Source organism: Mucilaginibacter sp. P5_A4 (assembly GCF_056400605.1).
This window is the reverse complement of record NZ_JBFUKX010000032.1, coordinates 35,940-55,627: the sequence shown is the minus strand read 5'-3', so window position 1 is coordinate 55,627 and position 19,688 is coordinate 35,940. Positions and strand designations below refer to the sequence as shown.

The 19,688-nt window shown below is 42.1% G+C and carries 15 protein-coding genes; 10 read left to right on the top strand and 5 right to left on the bottom strand.

The window, feature by feature from the left end:
- The first annotated feature begins 129 nt into the window (after positions 1-129).
- A complete protein-coding gene (locus tag AC1DQW_RS18110) occupies positions 130-1,458 on the top strand; it encodes a DEAD/DEAH box helicase (RefSeq protein ID WP_477455367.1) in 1,329 nt (442 codons plus the stop codon).
- Between the two features lie 126 nt (positions 1,459-1,584).
- A complete protein-coding gene (locus tag AC1DQW_RS18105; protein WP_477455366.1) occupies positions 1,585-1,908 on the top strand; it encodes an FtsB family cell division protein in 324 nt (107 codons plus the stop codon).
- 129 nt (positions 1,909-2,037) lie between these two features.
- Here AC1DQW_RS18105 and AC1DQW_RS18100 read toward each other — a convergent pair whose 3' ends face one another.
- From AC1DQW_RS18100 to fabG, 3 genes are all read right to left on the bottom strand, one after another.
- Entirely contained in the window at positions 2,038-2,466 is a 429-nt protein-coding gene (locus AC1DQW_RS18100; protein ID WP_477455365.1) for an endonuclease domain-containing protein, read from the bottom strand.
- Positions 2,467-2,558: 92 nt separating this feature from the next.
- Positions 2,559-4,643, bottom strand: coding sequence for a hypothetical protein (locus AC1DQW_RS18095; RefSeq protein ID WP_477455364.1), 2,085 nt, complete (start codon positions 4,641-4,643; stop codon positions 2,559-2,561).
- Positions 4,644-4,896: 253 nt separating this feature from the next.
- Positions 4,897-5,640 carry a 3-oxoacyl-[acyl-carrier-protein] reductase gene (gene fabG / locus AC1DQW_RS18090; RefSeq protein ID WP_477406067.1) on the bottom strand — a complete coding sequence of 248 codons (744 nt, stop codon included), beginning with the start codon at positions 5,638-5,640 and terminating at the stop codon, positions 4,897-4,899.
- A gap of 286 nt (positions 5,641-5,926) precedes the next feature.
- Here fabG and purH point away from each other — a divergent pair, with 286 nt between their 5' ends.
- The 6 genes from purH to rodA all read left to right on the top strand — a co-directional run bounded on the left by purH (position 5,927) and on the right by rodA (position 13,574).
- Positions 5,927-7,456, top strand: coding sequence for a bifunctional phosphoribosylaminoimidazolecarboxamide formyltransferase/IMP cyclohydrolase (purH, locus tag AC1DQW_RS18085; RefSeq protein ID WP_477455363.1), 1,530 nt, complete (start codon positions 5,927-5,929; stop codon positions 7,454-7,456).
- 378 nt (positions 7,457-7,834) lie between these two features.
- Complete coding sequence (locus tag AC1DQW_RS18080) at positions 7,835-8,857, top strand: rod shape-determining protein (RefSeq protein WP_090651245.1); 1,023 nt, start codon at positions 7,835-7,837, stop codon at positions 8,855-8,857.
- 95 nt (positions 8,858-8,952) lie between these two features.
- The gene (mreC, locus tag AC1DQW_RS18075) at positions 8,953-9,777 is read left to right on the top strand and encodes a rod shape-determining protein MreC (protein WP_477404691.1); all 825 of its coding nucleotides are present in this window, start codon (positions 8,953-8,955) and stop codon (positions 9,775-9,777) included.
- Positions 9,777-10,295, top strand: coding sequence for a rod shape-determining protein MreD (gene mreD, locus AC1DQW_RS18070; RefSeq protein WP_477455362.1), 519 nt, complete (start codon positions 9,777-9,779; stop codon positions 10,293-10,295). Before mreC ends, mreD begins: the two co-directional genes overlap by 1 nt.
- Positions 10,292-12,304 carry a penicillin-binding protein 2 gene (gene mrdA / locus AC1DQW_RS18065; RefSeq protein WP_477455361.1) on the top strand — a complete coding sequence of 671 codons (2,013 nt, stop codon included), beginning with the start codon at positions 10,292-10,294 and terminating at the stop codon, positions 12,302-12,304. Before mreD ends, mrdA begins: the two co-directional genes overlap by 4 nt.
- A gap of 1 nt (position 12,305) precedes the next feature.
- Positions 12,306-13,574 (top strand): rod shape-determining protein RodA, encoded by a 1,269-nt coding sequence (rodA, locus tag AC1DQW_RS18060; protein WP_477455360.1) that lies wholly within the window; start codon positions 12,306-12,308, stop codon positions 13,572-13,574.
- Between the two features lie 149 nt (positions 13,575-13,723).
- Here rodA and AC1DQW_RS18055 read toward each other — a convergent pair whose 3' ends face one another.
- Both AC1DQW_RS18055 and AC1DQW_RS18050 read right to left on the bottom strand, forming a co-directional pair.
- Positions 13,724-15,805 (bottom strand): TonB-dependent receptor, encoded by a 2,082-nt coding sequence (locus AC1DQW_RS18055; RefSeq protein WP_477455359.1) that lies wholly within the window; start codon positions 15,803-15,805, stop codon positions 13,724-13,726.
- Positions 15,806-15,889: 84 nt separating this feature from the next.
- Complete coding sequence (locus AC1DQW_RS18050) at positions 15,890-16,249, bottom strand: MmcQ/YjbR family DNA-binding protein (RefSeq protein WP_477455358.1); 360 nt, start codon at positions 16,247-16,249, stop codon at positions 15,890-15,892.
- A 115-nt stretch (positions 16,250-16,364) separates the two neighbouring features.
- Here AC1DQW_RS18050 and AC1DQW_RS18045 point away from each other — a divergent pair, with 115 nt between their 5' ends.
- On the top strand, positions 16,365-16,976 hold the full coding sequence (locus AC1DQW_RS18045; protein WP_477455357.1) for a class I SAM-dependent methyltransferase: 612 nt from the start codon (positions 16,365-16,367) through the stop codon (positions 16,974-16,976).
- A 222-nt stretch (positions 16,977-17,198) separates the two neighbouring features.
- A complete protein-coding gene (locus AC1DQW_RS18040) occupies positions 17,199-19,613 on the top strand; it encodes a glycoside hydrolase family 31 protein (RefSeq protein ID WP_477455356.1) in 2,415 nt (804 codons plus the stop codon).
- Positions 19,614-19,688: the final 75 nt, after the last annotated feature.

Here is a 19,688-nt window from a genome sequence, read left to right as displayed (position 1 = left end):
ATCTGATATTAAAACTGTATCTTTGCAGAAATTTAATGCCTCGTTAAAACATGAGGACATTATCAATTTATAATATTACAAGCACATCTGCACATCATAAATTTGCAAATCTGCACATTTACAAGAATCATGTCATTCGAAAATTTAAAATTAATTGAGCCTATCCTCAAGGCCTTAAAAACTGAGGGATATACAACCCCAACTCCTATCCAGGCGCAAGCCATTCCTATTGTACTAAATCACCGCGACCTGTTAGGTTGTGCGCAAACAGGTACAGGTAAAACCGCTGCTTTTGCATTACCCACTTTACAGTTGTTGTATCAGGATAGGATGGCTCATAAAGAGCAGAAAACCATCAAGGCTTTGGTTTTAACACCAACCCGTGAGCTGGCCATACAAATTGCCGAAAGCTTTACTGCTTATGGTAAAAATACCGGTTTAAAAAACCTGGTGATCTTTGGTGGGGTATCGCAAAATCCGCAGGTTGACGCTTTACGTCGTGGTGTTGATATTTTGATAGCAACTCCTGGTCGTTTATTAGACCTGATGAATCAGCGTTTTGTACATCTGGAGCACGTTAAAATGCTGATACTTGATGAGGCCGACCGTATGCTGGATATGGGCTTTGTAAACGATGTGAAAAAGATCATCGCCAAAGTTCCTGCAAAAAGACAAACACTGTTTTTCTCGGCTACTATGCCTAAGGAAATTCAGCATCTGGCTGATACCATATTAACGAATCCAGAAAGGATAGAAGTTACACCGGTATCGTCAACTGCCGATACCATACAGCAATCATTATATTATGTAGAGAAGAATGACAAAAAATCATTGCTCATCCACATATTAAAAGATAAAGAAATTAAAACAGCCCTGGTGTTTACCCGTACAAAACACGGTGCCGATAAAGTGGTGAAAGACCTGGTACGCGTTGGCATAACTGCCGAAGCTATTCATGGCAACAAATCACAAAACGCACGCCAGCGGGCATTAAGCAACTTTAAAAGCCGTGCTACACGGGTGCTGATAGCTACCGATATTGCCGCACGCGGTATTGATATTGATGAGCTTACCCACGTAATAAACTACGAGTTGCCAAATATTCCCGAAACCTATGTACACCGTATTGGCCGTACAGGCCGTGCCGGTGCGGATGGTATAGCGCTTTCTTTTTGCGATGAGGAAGAGATTCTGTTTTTAAGAGATATTCATAAACTGATAGCAAAAGAAATCCCTGTTGAAGAAGGGCACCCGTACCCAATGAGCCCGGCGGCTATGACTGCAAGGCTGATAGCCGGTGATTCAAAAAAAGGATCGGGCAGTTTTAAGCGCGACAATGGCAGGGGCGGCAGTGGTCGCAGACCATCAGGTGGTGGCGGCGGCCAGCGCAGTGGCAATAGCCGCTCGGGCGGCAGTAGTGGCATGAGTGGAGCGAGCCGTTCTTCGGGCAGAAGGTAGTTCACTGGTTCAATGGTTCATTGGTCTTTGCAATTGGTTAACTGCTTTGCTTGTTTTAAACTTTTCACCAATAAACTGATGAGCCAAAAAAAACTTGTTTCGCTCAAAAAAAATAAATAGCTTTAAATGAAATTCACAGGGCTCGTATCGATGAAACGCTTAATTGACCTTTTTAAGAATAAATTCTTTTTGGTTACGCTGGCTTTTTTAGTGTGGATGATATTTTTTGATAAAAACGACCTGTTCTCGCAGTACGAGTATCGCCGCCAGGTAAGCAAGCTAACCCAGGAACGTGATTTTTATAAAGCCCAAACCGACCAGGTAACCAAAGAGCTCAACGAACTTAGCTCAAACCGCCAGCAACTGGAAAAATTCGCCCGCGAAAAATACCTCATGAAAAAAGAGAATGAGGATGTTTACCTGGTAGTGCCGGAGAAAACGGAAAAGTAGAATCAAGATATAAGATATTTTAAAAGCGATGGGTTTAGACCTATCGTTTTTTTTGTGAAAGCCAGGCCTGTGCGATTCCCTCCCAACGGGAGGGTGCAGGGAGGGGTTTCTGCAACATTAAAGCAAATGCTATTGTTTTAATAAATCCAGGTCAAAACCCTTCGGTAATTTAATAGCGGAATTATCCCTGATAATTTCAATTACTTTACACTCAAGAGTTCTTAACACATTAAGCATGTCGTTTTTCATTTCGGATTCTGTAAAACGTAAAAATTGGATTCCAAAGCTTTCTAATTTTTGCTGTCTTATTTCATCTTTGGTAAATGCTTCTTCATTATTATGCGACATGCCATCAATTTCAATAGCCAGCATTAGATCCTTACAGTAAAAATCAACTATATAATTATCAATAAAGCGTTGACGATCAAAATCGAACCCTAATAGTTTATCGTTTTTTAATTCATTCCATAATAATAGTTCACCATCAGTCATGTTTTTGCGGAGCCTTCGAGCTAAGGCTTTTAAAATAGGATTGTATGGAATGATCTTTTTAGCCATGATAGTGCTGTTTATGTCGCTTTAAGAGACCCCTCCCTGCACCCTCCCGTTGGGAGAGAATCGCACGTGGCCCGAACTTTTGCATGAATTTCTTAAACCTCTCCTTCGCGTTTCCTTAAAAACCATTCGCCACTCAATAGCAGGAGTATCAACACAAACAGCCATTTTACATCAATAATATCGCTGTAATGCTTGTCTTCATATACTACGATTTTGATGTTGTCATTTTTGCGGATCATATCGGCAAGTTGGCTTATCTGGCCTGGTTGCAACATTTGCCCGCCGCTTTGTTTAGCGAGTGAGTTTAGTAACCGGTGGTTGGCCGCGCTTTGGCGGGTTTCCAGGTTAAGGGCTTTAACGGTTAACTGCCCGGTGGCTTTAAACAGGCTTTTGCCATTTTGTGTGGAAGCATTGTAGGCGTATTCGCCAACAGGTAATGTGCCCGCATCCAACTGGTAGCTTTGCCCGGAGCGACTGAAAAGGAAGCTGTAATTTTTACCTGTAACGCTTTTCAGGTCGATCTTAACATCTGGTGTATTAATGAGTTCGAGGGCATCGTTATATAGTTCGGCGTTCAGGATCACATTTTCACCTTCATCAAACACATTACGGGCCGGGTATACGCGGAAGCGCTGGCGGTTGGCGTTTGCCGTTAAATATTGTACGGTTTGGCTCAATAGTTCATCGGTTGCATTACGGTTGCCGTAATTCTGAAACTCGGCTAATTGCCAGCGCCAGATACCCTCACCGGCCAATATGGCTGTGCGGCGACCTGCCTCATCGCCAAAAGCAAGCAGGGGATAGGTGGTAGCTATAGCACCAATCTTTTGCCGTAATAAAATGGTAGTTGCTGCGGATGTTCCATAGCTGCCAAAAGGCGCCAGTAAGGGTGGCAAAGTGCTGATCTTTTTTCGTGATGAATCGGATAGGGTAAAGGCCGAAAAGCCAGCTTCGGGTAGAGCGTAAACTTCCTGGGTTTCGCTTCGGCCCGCGCTTATTTTTACCACGCTTTGTTCGGCATTAAAAGTCTGCAGCTCGCTTTGCGAACCTATAACATACCAAACCGGTGTTTTGCTACTGGCGATGAAACTTTTTAACGGTGCAAAACCACCTGCATTTACCTGGTAAAGTACTATCAGGCTATAATCGGCCAATTTAATCCCAGCGATATCTGCCAACAGCGAAGTTTTTACCTCAAAATTCCTGTTGGTTTCAATAGCCTGTTTAATAACCGTAATGTCTGGGTGTGCACTTTGGTACAGCATTAGCACCTTTTGGCGGGCGTCCAACACATCTACATAAATAACTTCCGTATTGTTTTGGGTGGATAACTCATTTTTAACAGGGGTTATACTGATGGTAAATTTTCTTAATCCCTTTTTATCCGCCATTAATTTAATGGGAACAAGCTTTTTTAAATCAGTGCCTGTTACCGGGGTGGTTTGAGCGAAAACCTGTTTGCCATCTTCGGTAACGGTTAAACGCATGTTTTCGCCTTTACTTTGGTAAGCAGCAGCCAAAACCTCCACCTCAAAATTATTACCTAAAAAAGCGGTTTTGTTATAGTTTACGTTGCCTATCAGCAGGTCGCGTTTAGCAACGGTATCGCCAAGGGCGATGGTATAAATGCTGGTTTTTATGTTTTTGGCTTCGTATTGCGGATCATTACCCTGGTTGTATAAGCCATCGGTAGTCAAAACTAAAGCACCGATATTTTGATTTACAAATTTGTTGTTCAGCTGGCGCAGGACATTGGCTATATCGGTTTGCCTGCCATTGAATTTATTGGAGAGGCCATTGTATAAGTCTTTATCAAAATTAAACTCCTGTACATCATATTTATCGCCAAGGTCCTGCTTCAATTTAGCCAGGTCGGTAACCAGTTTATCAGCGTTAAAGCCGGGAGTTTTAAACGCCTTGATAGATGCGGAATTATCCTGTGCAATTAACACCAATGGTTTCTGCGGATTGTACTTTATGGTTTTCACTAATGGAGATACCAGGAACATCGCGATAAAAAATATCACCAACGCCCGGATAACCGAAAGTCCATACCTGAAAAATTTACTCAGGTTAACAGGTTGCCGGTACAACAGCCAGGCGTATAATACCCCCAGCACCAAACAGGCGGGTACCCACCATCCCGAAACTGAACCCCATGTAAGTGAAAACTGCATATAAGTTTACGTAACACGCTACTCGTTTTACGTTCACCTGCAAAATGCGAAATTATTGTGAAATGAGCGGAATTAGTTTTAAGGTAGTAGGTATTAACCAAAAAGGCAAGAGAAAAGCTTGCCTTTTTGGTTAACTATAAGTAGTGCTGAACTTGCTTTAGCATACCACATGCGGGTTACTTGTCCTGTAGCATTCTGAAAAAAGGATGGCCGCCGTTTGTTTTTGACTTTTTCCTTTTGAATTTTGACTTAACTATAGCATCCCGCCATCAACAGGAATTACCTGCCCGGTGATGTAGGTTGCCATATCTGATGCCAGGAAAACACAGGCATTGGCTACATCTTCGGTTTCACCGCCGCGTTTAAGCGGGATAGCCGCCGCCCAGCCTTCAACCACTTTAGGGTCAAGTATTTCGGTCATTTCGGTTTTAATGAAGCCGGGAGCAACTACGTTGGTGCGTATGTTACGTGAGCCTAATTCTTTAGCCATTGATTTGGAGAAACCGATGATGCCAGCTTTTGAAGCTGCGTAGTTAGCCTGCCCCGCATTACCTTGTACACCCACAACCGAGCTTATGTTGATGAACACGCCATTGCGGTTCTTCATCATGATCTTGGAAGCTGCTTTGGTAACATTGAAGATAGATTTAAGATTTACGTTTAAAACCTCGTCCCATGCTTCTTCGGTCATGCGCATCAATAAACCATCTTTGGTTATGCCGGCGTTGTTAACTACTATATGTAAGGTGCCAAAATCGGCTATAATATCGGAGATCAGTTTTTCGGCTTCATCAAATTTAGATGCATCAGAACGATAGCCCTTTACCTGCGTGCCAAAACTTTGTAGTTCCTGTTCAAGGACCTGGCCTTTTTCTACAGATGATAAATACGTAAAAGCTACATTAGCGCCGTGCTCGGCAAACTTTTCGGCTATTTTACGCCCTATTCCTTTTGATGCACCGGTGATAAGTGCGGTTTTTCCTTCTAATAATTTCATTTATGTACTATTTCGGGCGGTGAAGTTAGTTAATTATTGTGAAAAGTCCGAAAGTCGGAAAGTCCGGAAGTTGGTAAGTTTGAGATGTTCATGAGTTCAGGAGGAATTCTTCAAATTTCTGTTATTTGTGTTCGAAAAGATAATCGTAGTTACATGGTGAATATCAAAAGATTGCTCAGAGAAATAATAAGAAAAAAACTTTCGATCTTTTCTGACTTTTGGTCTTTTCCGACTTCCCGACTAATGAAAAATATCACTACCTTTGCGGCTCAAAAAATCACTGTAAATGAGCCAGTCTGTTCAAATAAAAAATGCTTTAATTTCTGTTTACTACAAAGATAATTTAGAGCCTATCATTCTCGAGTTAAATCGCCTTGGTGTTAATATATATTCAACCGGTGGTACCGAAACTTTTATCCGTAATTTAGGGGTAAATGTAATCCCTGTTGAAGACCTTACCTCATACCCATCTATATTAGGTGGTCGCGTTAAAACCCTGCACCCTAAGGTGTTTGGTGGTATTTTGGCCCGCAGAAGTTTTGATAGCGATGAGAAACAACTGGCCGAATACGAAATCCCTGAACTGGATTTGGTTATTGTAGATCTTTATCCATTTGAAGAAACCGTACAATCAGGCGCAGGCGCCGAAGACGTGATCGAAAAGATCGATATCGGCGGTATTTCGCTGATCCGCGCGGGTGCAAAAAATTTCAAAGATGTAACCATCGTTGCTTCAAAAGACGACTACGGCGTACTGGAAGAAATCCTGAAAACACAGGATGGTGTTACCACTATCGATCAACGCAAATCATTCGCGCAAAAGGCATTCAATATTACCTCAAACTACGATACCCACATTTTTCAGTATTTTAACCAGGAAGAGCCGCTGCCGGTATTTAAACAAAGCATCCTAACCAGCCAAACCTTACGTTACGGCGAAAACCCGCATCAAAAAGGTACTTTTTATGGTAACCTGGATGCCATGTTCAACAAGTTGAATGGTAAAGAGCTTTCATACAACAACCTGGTAGATGTTGACGCGGCTGTAGCCCTAATTGATGAGTTTACCGGCGAGCCAACTATCGCCATATTAAAACATACCAATGCCTGTGGCATTGCATCACGCTCTTTTATTAAAGAGGCATGGGTAGATGCTTTGGCCTGTGACCCGGTTTCGGCTTTTGGCGGCGTAATTATAGCTAACGATGAAATAGACGCTGCTACCGCTACCGAGATTGACAAGATATTTTACGAAGTACTGATTGCTCCTGCCTACACAGACGAGGCGGTTCAAATACTACAGGCTAAAAAGAACCGTATTATTTTAGTTCGTCAGCCAGTAGAATTACCAGTTAAGCAATTTAAAACCTTGCTGAACGGTGTTATTGAGCAGGATAAAGACGCGGTTGTTGAAGGACCGGCACAAATGACCCCGGTTACTAACCGCAAACCAACCGAGCAGGAAATGAAAGATTTGTATTTTGCCAATAAAGTGGTAAAGCATACCAAATCAAACACGATTGTATTTGCTAAAAACAACCAGCTGATGTCGAGCGGTGTTGGTCAAACGTCAAGGGTTGATTCATTAAGGCAGGCAGTTATTAAAGCCCACAGCTTTGGTTTCGATCTGAATGGCGCAGTGATGGCATCTGACGCTTTTTTCCCCTTCCCTGATTGTGTGGAACTGGCTGCCGAGGCAGGTATTACAGCGGTATTACAACCAGGTGGGTCAATAAACGACAAGCTATCTGTAGCCATGTGCGACGAAAAAAACATCTCGATGGTTACTACCGGGGTACGTCATTTTAAACACTAATTTGATAAACACGAATTACACGAATTGAGTGGAATTTAACAAACACGAATCGCACGAATTATTTCGAAATTCATGATTTGAATTGCTGGTGGGTTTCGCGAATAAAATAGTTACGAATATTGCCGGTAAGGCAGAATATTCACTAATTAAATTACACGAATTACATTAATTAAAACGTATTTTCACAACTGCAGATTTACGCGGATTACATAGCAAAAAAAAGCAAGAATAGAGGTAGTAAAAATACGATAAGAGGAAAATTGGAGTTATTATTACCAACCTGCATTAATTCGTGAAAATTCGCCGACAGGATAATCATTCGTGAAATTCGTGTAGTTTATTATTTAACTTTGCAGATTATTTCAAGGGAAACATTAGATGGGTTTATTTAACTTTTTTACACAAGAAATTGCTATCGATCTGGGTACTGCAAATACCCTCATTATACATAATGATAAAGTTGTTGTTGATGAACCATCTATCGTGGCGTTCGACAGGACTACAAATAAGGTTATCGCCATTGGCCGGCAGGCCATGCAAATGGAGGGTAAAACACATGATAATATCCGTACTGTTCGTCCGCTTAAAGATGGTGTAATTGCCGACTTTAACGCCGCTGAACACATGATACGCGGTATGATCAAAATGATTAACCAGGGTAAAGGCTGGTTCTTCCCCTCGTTACGTATGGTAATCTGTATTCCATCGGGTATAACCGAGGTAGAGAAACGTGCCGTGCGCGACTCGGCCGAAATAGCCGGCGCCAAGGAGGTTTACCTGATACATGAGCCAATGGCTGCAGCCGTGGGTATTGGTATTGATGTGGAAGAACCTATGGGTAACATGATCATTGATATTGGTGGCGGTACTACCGAGATTGCGGTTATTGCTTTATCGGGGATTGTTTGTGATCAGTCTATCCGTGTTGCCGGAGATAACTTTGACTCTGATATTGTTCAATATATCCGCAGGCAGCACAACATAATGATTGGCGATCGTACTGCAGAAAAAATTAAGATAGAAGTTGGCGCTGCATTACCGGAATTAGCAGATCCCCCGGCTGATTTTGCCGTACAGGGTCGCGATTTGATGACCGGTGTGCCAAAACAGATCATGGTATCATACACCGAAATTGCACATTGCCTGGATAAATCGATCTCGAAGATTGAGGAAGCAATATTAAAAGCGTTGGAAATTACCCCGCCCGAGCTTTCGGCGGATATTTATCAAACTGGTATTTATTTAACGGGAGGTGGCGCCCTATTGCGTGGCCTGGATAAACGTGTGGCAGCCAAAACAAAACTGCCGGTTCATGTAGCCGAAGATCCGTTGCGTGCCGTAGTACGCGGAACCGGAACCGCCCTGAAAAACATAGGTAATTTTAAATTTTTAATGCAGTAAATTAGATACGAGATTTTAGATATGAGATTTGAGACATTGACTTACAGTGTTTTTAATCTCATATCTCATATCTCATATCTCAAATCTATCCCACAATGCGTAACCTCTTGATATTTATCACTAAGTATAACGCGTTTTTTTTATTCCTGATTTTTGAAGTAAGCGCGTTGCTTATTTATATCAAATACAACTCTTTTCAAAAAGCTACTTTCATTAATTCGCAAAACCAGGTTACCGGTAGTTTATATGCACAGGTAAGCCAGTTTAAAGGGTATTTATCACTAAAAGAACAAAACGACAGCCTGGCAGGTGAGAATGCCAGGTTGCGGGGAATACTCAAGAGTTCATTTTATGTTGATACAGTTGAGAAGCATAAGGTAACAGATACTGTTTATAAACAACAATATACCTACATAGTGGCCAGGGTTATCAATAATTCCACCAATCAATCCAATAATTACATCACTATAAACAGGGGCCGCAAGGATGGGGTAGCAAAAGATATGGGTATAATTAGCGGTGCCGGTGTTGTGGGGATGGTAGCCGATGTTACAGATCATTTCGCCATTGTTAAATCGCTGCTGCATTCAAAAAGCCAGTTTAGTGCAATGCTGGCAGATGATAAAGCCGTTGGCTCATTTACCTGGGTAAGTAATCTCGATCCGCATAAAGGGGTGCTCAGCCTGCAAAACGAAGCAAAGCCAAAATTGGGTGAACAAGTGGTAGCATCGGGTTATTCGCTTTTCCCTACGGGCATACCGTTTGGTAAAATAACTAATTTACATGCAAAGGAGGGCGGTTTACTGCTCAATGTGGAGGTTAACTTATCAGTTGATTTTACAAAATTACAATACGTATACGTGGTAGTTAACAAATTTGCACAGGAGCAGGCGGGATTGGAGGCCGTACAAAATAAATAATGGGCCGTATTATTATTATTAATGCCATCCGCTTTTTGGTTTTGGTTTTTATGCAGGTATTCCTGCTCAAAAACATCACCTTTTATAACCTGGCTACGCCTTATTTCTATATCATGTTTATTTTGCTGCTGCCGTTTGAGACACCCAATGTATTACTGTTTGCGTTGGCGTTTATATTAGGGCTTACTGTAGATGCATTTTATGACACACCCGGGCTGCACGCGGCTGCATGTGCGGTGCTTGCCCTGGTACGCATACTATTTATAAATATAACTGTGCAAAAAGACGGCTTTGATAATGAGCCCGAACCAACCTTAAGCATTATGGGTATCAGGTGGTTTTTTGCTTATATAGTAATACTCACTTTCTCTCATCATTTTTTCCTGCTAAACCTTGAAGTATTTAGGATTTCTGAAATACAATACACACTAAGCCGTGTTGTTTTGAGTTCAATATTTACGGTATTTTTGATACTGATTTCGGGACTGCTATTTTTCAAAAGGAAAGAACGTAAATGAATAAATTTTTTGAGCGTCGCTACGTTGTAACCGGTATTTTTATTACTATAATTTTTACCCTGCTGGCCAGGCTTTACTATATCCAGATAGTTGATGAACGATATGCACTGTATGCCACCAAAAATGTTATCCGCAGTGCTATTATATACCCCGCGCGGGGACCGATATTGGACAGGAATGGCAAAATACTGGTTCAAAACGAACCGATCTACGATATCATGGTTAACCCAAAGGATGTAAAACCTTTTGATACCCTTGAGTTTTGCAGAATGATTGGCATTGATAAGGCCGGTTTTGATAAACGCTGGACTAAAGCCGTAAAATACTCTCCCAGTAAAGATTCGCCATTTGAAAAGCAGGTACCGGCTACACTGTTTGCCTCCCTGCAGGAAAAAATGGGAGATTTTGTTGGCTTTTATATACAGCGCCGTACTGTACGTGCTTACCCTGACTCGGTGGCTGCGCAGTTTTTAGGTTATATAGGCGAGGTACATGACAGGGATATTAGTCGCTCAAACGGGTATTACCGACTTGGTGATTACATTGGTATTACAGGCGTTGAAAAAGCTTATGAGAATGTATTACGCGGGCAACGCGGTGTTCAAAATATAATGGTTGATTCGCGCGGAATAAAAAAAGGATCGTTTGCCAATGGTGCATTTGATACCGTTGCGCGTACCGGCGAGCGGCTCACTTCGTCGCTTGACATCGATCTGCAAAAGTTAGGCGAAAAGCTTATGAAAAATAAGCTGGGCAGTATAGTAGCCATTGAGCCGTCGAGCGGCGAGATACTATGTTACGTAAGTAGCCCAACGTATGACCCAAATTTGATGGTAGGGCGCGAGCGTGGCAATAACGCGGCCAAAATGTATAATAATCCCTATAAGCCATTTTTCATAAGGCCCATACAGGCGCAATATCCACCGGGTTCGTCATTTAAACCACTAAGCGCACTCATCGGCTTGCAGGAGGGCATCATCACGCCACAGGATACTTATTATTGTACCGGGCATTACCGGGCCGGTAATCGCCTGGTGCCGTGTAATAACGGTGAAGCCCACGGTTCGGTTAATTTAAGCAGGGCCGTAGCCGAATCTTGTAATGGTTATTTTTCGATGGTTTTTCAAAGGATCATCGACAGGTATGGGGCAAAACGGACCGAAACGACATTTGCTAACTGGCGTGCCAACGTAAATAAATTTGGATTGGGCGTAAGACTTGATCTGGACATGCCGGCCGAAGGCAGGGGCAATGTGCCAACTCCTTTGCATTACGATAATATTTATAAAAAAGGCGGATGGCGCTCAAGCACAATTATTTCGCTTGCCATTGGCCAGGGAGAGCTTTTAGCAACGCCATTGCAGATGGCCAATATTGAATGTACCATAGCTAACCAGGGTTTTTTTTATAAACCACATTTAATTAAAGCTATCGGAACAGAAAACGTAATTAAAGCAGAGTATACCAAAAGAAATTACGTTGGCATAGATTCGCAATATTTTGACCCCGTGATTAACGGGATGCAGGCCGTGGTTGAGGATGGTACTGCCAGGAGATCAAAGATCCCGGGCATTATCATGTGCGGAAAAACCGGCACAGCCCAAAACCCACGTGGCGAAGCTAATTCGGTGTTTGTTGCCTTTGCCCCACGAGACAACCCTAAAATTGCGATAGCGGTGGTAGTTGAGAACTCGGGAGAAGGTGCGCATTGGGCCGCGCCTATTGCCAGCTTTATAGTTGAAAAATATTTAAAAGGAAAGATTACTCCCCGTGAATCGGGAATTACGGTGGATTATTTTGCAAACGCCGATCGTCTGCCCGATCTTACCCTTTACGCGCTCGACCTTAAAAAAGAGCGGATGCGTGATAGTATCCGGGCTGCAAAAGCCGATTCAATCAAAAAGTTTAAGGCTGATTCTGTAAAAAAAGCTGCCCGGTTAAAAACAGCAAACAATAAAAAGCCGGGTAGCTGGGTTAATCTTTTAGCAAACCGGGGAACGGGCAAGTAATATGAGTAGTAATAATCAGCGTAGTTTCTTTTTTAATGTTGATTGGGTAACGGTGTTCCTGTACCTCGTACTGTGTACTATTGGCTGGTTCAACATTCACGCGGCCGTATTTGATGAAAGGCACCCCAGTTTTATAGATGGAGCTACCAATTATGGTAAGCAATTTATATACATAATTGTGGCTGTGATTGTAGGAATGGTTATCCTGCTCTTGGAAAGCAGGTTTTTTAGCGCGCTTTCTCCTGCTTTTTATGCGATAACTGTACTGTTGCTTATAGTGGTACTGGTAATTGGCAGAAATGTTGGCGGTAACCAGGCCTGGATCAATATGGGCGGTGGTTTCAGGCTGCAGCCCTCGGAGTTTGCCAAATTTGCCACCTGTTTACTTTTAGCCCGTTATTTGAGCGGGCCTAATATACGCGTTGCTGAGCCAAAAGCATTTATGGCAGCTGCAACTATCATAGGTTTCCCGATGGTGCTTATTATGCTACAGCCAGATACCGGGTCGACACTCGTTTTTTGCTCACTTATTTTTGTATTGTACCGCGAGGGTTTATCACCTTATTACCTGGTGGTCTCGGGTCTTTTAATAACGCTTTTTGTGGTTGCGCTTTTGTTTAATCCACTAAGCATAATTATTGGGTTGGTGGCATTTACAGCCCTGGTTATATTTTTATTTAAACGTAACCGCAAGCTCATTACCACCATGCTTATCGGTTTGGCTATCTCAATATCGTTTATTTTTAGCGTAAAATTTATTTACAGCCATGTTTTGAAGCCTCACCAAACCGAGCGGATCAACATTCTGCTGGGCATTACCACCGATTTACGCGGTAAGGGTTACAATGTAAACCAATCAAAAATAGCCATTGGCTCGGGCAAAATGTGGGGTAAGGGTTACCTGCAGGGTACACAAACCAAATATTCCTTTGTTCCTGAACAAAGTACCGACTTTATTTTTTGTACCATAGGCGAGGAGTGGGGCTTTGCAGGCTCATTAGTAGTTATGGGGCTATTCCTGTTTTTGATCCTCCGGGTTATTTATATTGCAGAACGACAGCGATCGCCATTTTCGCGCATCTATGGTTATGGAGTAGCATCGGTGCTATTCTTCCACGTGGTAATCAACATCGGCATGACCATTGGCATCGTGCCTGTTATCGGTATCCCGCTACCGTTCATTAGCTACGGTGGATCTTCATTACTCAGCTTTACAATCCTGCTGTTCGTCCTTATCAAACTGGACTCAAACCGGATGGGAATTATTTAGATTTCAGATTTCAGATTTCAGATTTCAGATTTCAGATTTCAGATTTCAGATTTCAGATTTCAGATTTCAGATTTCAGAAAAATGACAAACAATTTAGGTAAAATCCTGAACATTCTTTAACTCGATTCCGGTTCAGACTGGATCAGCGGTCACAGTCGCACATTCATCCCACCCGAATAATTCCTCAGCGGCGAAGCATTATAATATCGGTTACCCACAGCATTCAAATCATTACCAAGGCTATACTTTTCATTCAGTAGGTTATCGGCAGCGGCAAAAATCTCTAAACGGGTTTTATGGCCTATAAGCGGTTGCCAGCTTACCCTTGCCTGTAGCAGGTTATAGTGTTTGGCATAAACGGTATTGGCATCATTGAGCGGTATTTTGGAGGTATAATTATGCTGTGCAAACAAAGAAAGATCAGCAGGGAACTTAAGTTGCAGGCTTGATACGAAAACATGTTTGGGTACTCCCGTTAATTGATTACCTGAATAGGTAGCAGAAGTAACAGTGTAATCTCTGAAAGTGAATCTACTGTAGGTATACGCTTCATTGAACTGCAGGCCACGTATAAAATGGGTATCATTCTGACGAATAAGCCAATCGGTAAACGATAGTTCAAAGCCAGGCTGATTGGTGCCTCCCGCGTTTATATAGTGCTCGGTTTCATTGGCATTTAAACGGCGTACAATAGCGTTATTAATACGGTAGTAAAATACAGAAGCATCTAACAGTAAAGTTTCATCGTGATTGCGCAGGCGGAAACCGGTTTCATAGTTCCACCCGGTTTGGGCTTGTAATGCAGTATTTACAATATTGTCGGTTGGCCTCACTTCGGCAGTAGTTGGTGTGGAGTATCCCCGGCTTACTGATGCCCGCCAGATAAAGTTGTTTGTAACCTGGTAGGATAATGCCAGTCGCGGCATCAGCTGCGGTGTAAAATTGCTGTTGGTAAAACTACTTTGGTTAAGCGGGTAAATATTTTTAAAATCATAACCGTACCAGTTTAAGCTTAACGCAGCCTCCAGGTGCAGGCGTTTAAACATATCTGCCGAGTAACGGCCGAAGATAAAATGCTGATTGGTATGGATATTATCGCTGGTTTGGATAGTATCCTTTACGCCTTTATTATTGCCGTAGTTGCTGATCTGCGAATTGGTTTGTTGCCACTCTATGCCCAGGTTCGCCTTCCAGTTAAGGTTCTTATGTGGTAAACCCGTCAGCTCAAAATAGGTGCGCAGGCCGTAAGTATTTTCGTTGCGCTGCTCATAATTGGTGATGAATGGATTGGCGAAATCAACATGACTGCCAAATACCGATAGCACATTCCTTATCCGGTCGGTAAAATGGTATTCGTTAACCAAGCCGCCTAAATACATTTTTGTAGTTATACCTATATGTTGTTGTATTGCTCCGGGCAAAGTAGCAGTGGGCTGCCGGGCAAGGCGGGGATTGGCTGTAAACTGTGCCAGGTTTAAACCACCGGGCGTTTGGTAGGCAAGGTTGGAGTAGAGACCTAAAAACTTTAATTCATTTTTACCGCTGTAGTTCCATTTATCTGCAAGCTGTATATAATTACGATGCATATCGCTGTTCTGCCTGTATCCATGGTAGGTTTGGAAACTTTGTTTGATGTTAAACAGGTTATTGCCCGAGCGTTGCTGCAAGGCAATTTTTTCATGAAACAAGCCGTAGCTGCCTGTATTTATTCCAGCAGATAAATAACTGCTATCGCTATACCTGTTTATCGGGCTTAATAAAACTACACCGCCAGAGCTAGCGCCAAACAAACTGCCATCCGGCCCTTTTAATATTTCGATACTCCCTATACTGCCAATATCAATGGTGTTTAAATAAGAATTGCCGCCGGCATCTGTAAGCGGCATCTCATCAAAATAGATCTTTACATCCCTTACTCCAAAAGGCGACCGCAGTAAACTACCTCTTATAGATAAACGGTAACTGCCTGGTGAACGCTCCTCCGCCCTTATGCCGGGCACCGTGTTTAATGCGGTAACGAAGGAATTATCTGGCTGCAATTTTAGTTGCGCCGCACCCAGCACACTTACCGAAGCGGGTACGCTTAGCACAGGCTGCTCACTTAAATAGCCATGTACCGTTACTGTATTGAGATGTTTAATACTATCTTTTTGAATATTTTTTTGGGTTTGTGCACTGACATTTATGGCAAAAGTGAGTACAAGAAAAAAGGGGAAGTAGAATTTTATCATATAGCGGTTTGGAAAAGCAAAAGTATGTTTTTTAACTTTTAAACCTATATGGTGTTTTGGTAACAAGTTAGCTATAACAAATAATTATTCGTCTATTCTCATTGTCTCATACTCTTTCACCAGCTTTTTGGTGGCCCGGGCCAGGTAAGCGGTAATTAACAATGTTTTAAGATCATCGGGCGATACAGTTTCGAGTCTTACCAGCATGTATTTATAATTAGTGTAATGATTGGTAATAAAAAAGGTATGTGGGTCGAGAGCCATCCATTTTTCACGTTCGGTGGTATAAATAGCCAGCAGTTCATGCTTTAATTTTACATTGGTAAAAATCTTGTTATTTACATAAAAGGCAGGGTCATCAAAGTGCATTTTTTGGGTAACTCCCGGTAAAGGCAACAGGCTGCTGCGAAGAAACTGCATGAAGATAGACATGTCTGTTGCCATAACTAAAGTTAGTAAAAAGTGGAAGCCTTAGGTTAAAACCATTTGAATTTAAGTTATTGTTATTGGTTTCAAACCAGCAGATTCGGGGATTCCTTAAAAAGCATTAATTTCACCTATGCAAAACAACCTTCAGCAAACTTTTGGCTATATTGATATTTACCTGTTCGATCAGCTATTAAAAGGCCGGTTTGATAACAGCAAAATCATACTTGATGCCGGGTGTGGTGCCGGGCGTAACCTGGTATATTTTCTGCAGAATGGATATGAGGTTTATGGGGTTGATCAAAGTCCCCTGGCTATTGACACGATAAAACAATTATCAGCCTCATTGTCGCCCGAAAATTCTTTGGATAATTTTAGCGTTTCAGGAGTAGAAGATATGCCTTTTACTGATAGCTTTTTTGACCTGGTGATATGTAGTGCTGTGTTGCACTTTGCAAAAAATGAGCTGCATTTTGACAGCATGTTGCGCTCTTTATGGCGGGTGCTAAAGCCGGGTGGGTACCTGTTTGCCAGGCTGGCATCAGACATTGGTATAGAAGAATTAGTAATAGCTACAGGCAATAGCCGCTACCTGTTACCCGATGGTTCCGAACGTTTCCTGGTAAATGAAGATATCCTGTTGCGTTACACGCATGAATTAAATGCCATGCTTTATGAACCTATAAAAACTACCAACGTGCAAAACCTGCGTTGTATGACCACCTGGTGTTTGCAAAAGCAATAACCTCCAAGTTTTTTTCTTTTTGCCGTGCGTAGTGATTGGGTTATTTATTCGTTTACACGCTTATTTGCTGGCATAATTCGCTTAGGATAACAAGATGTTTATTGTTCCGGTAATAGCACTGCAGAAATATTTTTCTGCATTAAAAAAAAGTAACTATATTCACGTTTTCAAAACGGGTGTCAATCTTACACTTACTTATAAACCAATTTACTGCTGTTCAATATGTTTAAAAAATTATTCACCTTAAATGCAAAAATAAAACAATCGATTGCGTTGATTTTTTTGCTTGCGGGAGGTATGGCAACAATCCCTGCAAATGCTACCATTAAATCCTTTAAAAAAGGTGCAGATGGTGTTACTTTTTCCTTAGACAAAGGCCTGATGAAAGTACTTATACGCAGGGATGATATCATTGAAGTAAAGTATACCATCTTTAATGCTTTTGAAACCAAACCGTCATTGGTAGTGGTTAATGGTTGGAAAACGCCAACTGTTTACCAGGTTACCGAAACCAAAACTGAGGTGGTAATTTCAACGGCAAAATTAAAAATAAAGATAGATAAGGCTACCAACGCCATTACCTATACCAATTTAAAAGGAGAAGTTATCACTGCTGAGGATAGCGAAAATAAAACCATAACCCCGGCAACCATCGCCGGTATCAGCACCTATAATGTAAGCACGCAATTCACCTCACCATCAAACGAGGCATTGTATGGTTTGGGCTGTCATCCGCTTGATTCTTTATCCATCAATTATAAAGGCCGCAACCAGGAGTTGCTGATAAAGTATCTTACCGGCGCTATCCCGGTATTGCTATCAACCAAGGGATATGGCTTACTTTGGGATAATTATTCGGCATCTAATTTTTATGGCGCCGAAGCCAGTAATACTAAATTCAAATACGTATCTGAAAGCGGTAAACAGGTTGATTACCTCTTTTTCTATGGTCCAACGTTTGATCATATCATCGATCTTTATCGCACCGCAACCGGCCGTGCACCAATGTTTGGTAAATGGGCTTTCGGGCTTTTCCAATCGCAGGATAGGTATTTGAGCGAAAAAGAGATCATTGGTGTAAAAGATAATTACCGTAACAATCATATCCCGGTTGATGTGATTGTGCAGGATTGGTATTACTGGGATCCTTTGCCAATTGGCTCGCATGTGATGAAACCCGAACGTTATCCGCACCCACAACAATTGGTTGATGAATTGCACAAGGCAAACATTCATGCCATGATCTCGATATGGCCGGTATTTGGCAAAGGCACACCAAATTATGATGCTTTAGAAAAAATGGGTGGCTTAACTGATATTACCTGGGATAACGTAGTTACCCACACTTTTGATACTTATTACGATGCCCATAACCCCAAAGCCCGCGAACTTTACTGGCAACAGGCGCGCGACAGCCTGGTTAAACGCTATGGTTTTGATGCCTGGTGGATTGATCAGTGCGAGCCGGATAATGGTGCCCTACAGGATGCCCGCCGCCAAAGCAATTTCAGTATTGGTAAGGGTATTGATTACTTTAACACTTATTCATTGCAGCATACCAAAGGCGTTTATGAGGGCTGGCGCAGGGATATCCCCAACAAGCGCGCATTCTTTTTAGTAAGGCAATCATTTGCCGGTGAACAACGTAATGCATCAACCTTATGGTCGGGCGATATTGAGTGTACTTTTAAAGATTTCAAGAACCAGGTACCACAAGGCATAAATGCCTGCGCATCTGGTTTACCTTACTGGACATCAGATATCGGTGGTTACCATTTTCATTGGAAAGCTGCCGATTGGTCGCAGCCCGACAAGCGCGAACTGTTTACCCGTTGGTTTCAGTTTGGGGCATTTAGTCCTATCTTCCGTATCCACGGTAAAGGTGAGCGCGCATTGTTTAGCTCAAACTGGGATGACAATACCAAAGCCATACTGTTAAATTTTGATAAGCTGCGTTACCGTTTACTCCCTTACATTTACTCATTGGCTGGTCGTTCAACTACCGAAAACTATACCATGATGCGTGCCTTGCCATTCGATTTCAGGAACGACCAAAAGGTTTACAGTATACCAGATCAGTACATGTTTGGTCCGGCATTTATGGTTAACCCTGTTACCGAGCAATTATACACTTCTGCTGATGCCGACAAAAAAGCCAAGGCCCGTCAGGTTTACCTGCCAGCAGGTACCAAATGGTACAACTTTTGGAATGGCGAAGTACTAGATGGGGGCCAAACCATTAGCGCTGCTGCACCTATCGAGATTTTACCTTTATACGTAAAAGCAGGTTCTATAATCCCGATGGGACCGCATATGGAATATGCTACGGAGAAACCGGCTGACAATATTGAATTGAGAATATATCCTGGTGCCGATGGTACATTCAGGTTTTATGAAGATGAGAACGATAATTACAATTACGAAAAAGGCCAGTTTGCAACCTTTACCTTCAATTGGAATGATAAAACCCGTAAACTGACGATCTCTGATACAAAAGGTCATTTCCCGGGCATGCTTAAAAATCGCACTTTCAATATCGTAATGGTGAAAGGATCGCACGGATCGGATGTTGAACTAACAGCCAAAGCCGATAAAATAATTAAATATGCAGGTAAAGCTTTAGTGATTAATATGTAATTATTATCTTTCGGAACAAAAACATGTCTCAGCCTGCAATAAAATGCGGGCTGAGGCATGTTTAAACTTCTCACT

Excerpts from the sequence above, each read along its gene's own strand:
- AC1DQW_RS18110 (WP_477455367.1), top strand. The coding sequence starts at position 130 with ATGTCATTCGAAAATTTAAAATTAATTGAGCCTATCCTCAAGGCCTTA.
- AC1DQW_RS18105 (WP_477455366.1), top strand. The coding sequence starts at position 1,585 with ATGAAATTCACAGGGCTCGTATCGATGAAACGCTTAATTGACCTTTTT.
- AC1DQW_RS18100 (WP_477455365.1), bottom strand. The coding sequence starts at position 2,466 with ATGGCTAAAAAGATCATTCCATACAATCCTATTTTAAAAGCCTTAGCT.
- AC1DQW_RS18095 (WP_477455364.1), bottom strand. The coding sequence starts at position 4,643 with ATGCAGTTTTCACTTACATGGGGTTCAGTTTCGGGATGGTGGGTACCC.
- fabG (WP_477406067.1), bottom strand. The coding sequence starts at position 5,640 with ATGAAATTATTAGAAGGAAAAACCGCACTTATCACCGGTGCATCAAAA.
- purH (WP_477455363.1), top strand. The coding sequence starts at position 5,927 with ATGAGCCAGTCTGTTCAAATAAAAAATGCTTTAATTTCTGTTTACTAC.
- AC1DQW_RS18080 (WP_090651245.1), top strand. The coding sequence starts at position 7,835 with ATGGGTTTATTTAACTTTTTTACACAAGAAATTGCTATCGATCTGGGT.
- mreC (WP_477404691.1), top strand. The coding sequence starts at position 8,953 with ATGCGTAACCTCTTGATATTTATCACTAAGTATAACGCGTTTTTTTTA.
- mreD (WP_477455362.1), top strand. The coding sequence starts at position 9,777 with ATGGGCCGTATTATTATTATTAATGCCATCCGCTTTTTGGTTTTGGTT.
- mrdA (WP_477455361.1), top strand. The coding sequence starts at position 10,292 with ATGAATAAATTTTTTGAGCGTCGCTACGTTGTAACCGGTATTTTTATT.
- rodA (WP_477455360.1), top strand. The coding sequence starts at position 12,306 with ATGAGTAGTAATAATCAGCGTAGTTTCTTTTTTAATGTTGATTGGGTA.
- AC1DQW_RS18055 (WP_477455359.1), bottom strand. The coding sequence starts at position 15,805 with ATGATAAAATTCTACTTCCCCTTTTTTCTTGTACTCACTTTTGCCATA.
- AC1DQW_RS18050 (WP_477455358.1), bottom strand. The coding sequence starts at position 16,249 with ATGGCAACAGACATGTCTATCTTCATGCAGTTTCTTCGCAGCAGCCTG.
- AC1DQW_RS18045 (WP_477455357.1), top strand. The coding sequence starts at position 16,365 with ATGCAAAACAACCTTCAGCAAACTTTTGGCTATATTGATATTTACCTG.
- AC1DQW_RS18040 (WP_477455356.1), top strand. The coding sequence starts at position 17,199 with ATGTTTAAAAAATTATTCACCTTAAATGCAAAAATAAAACAATCGATT.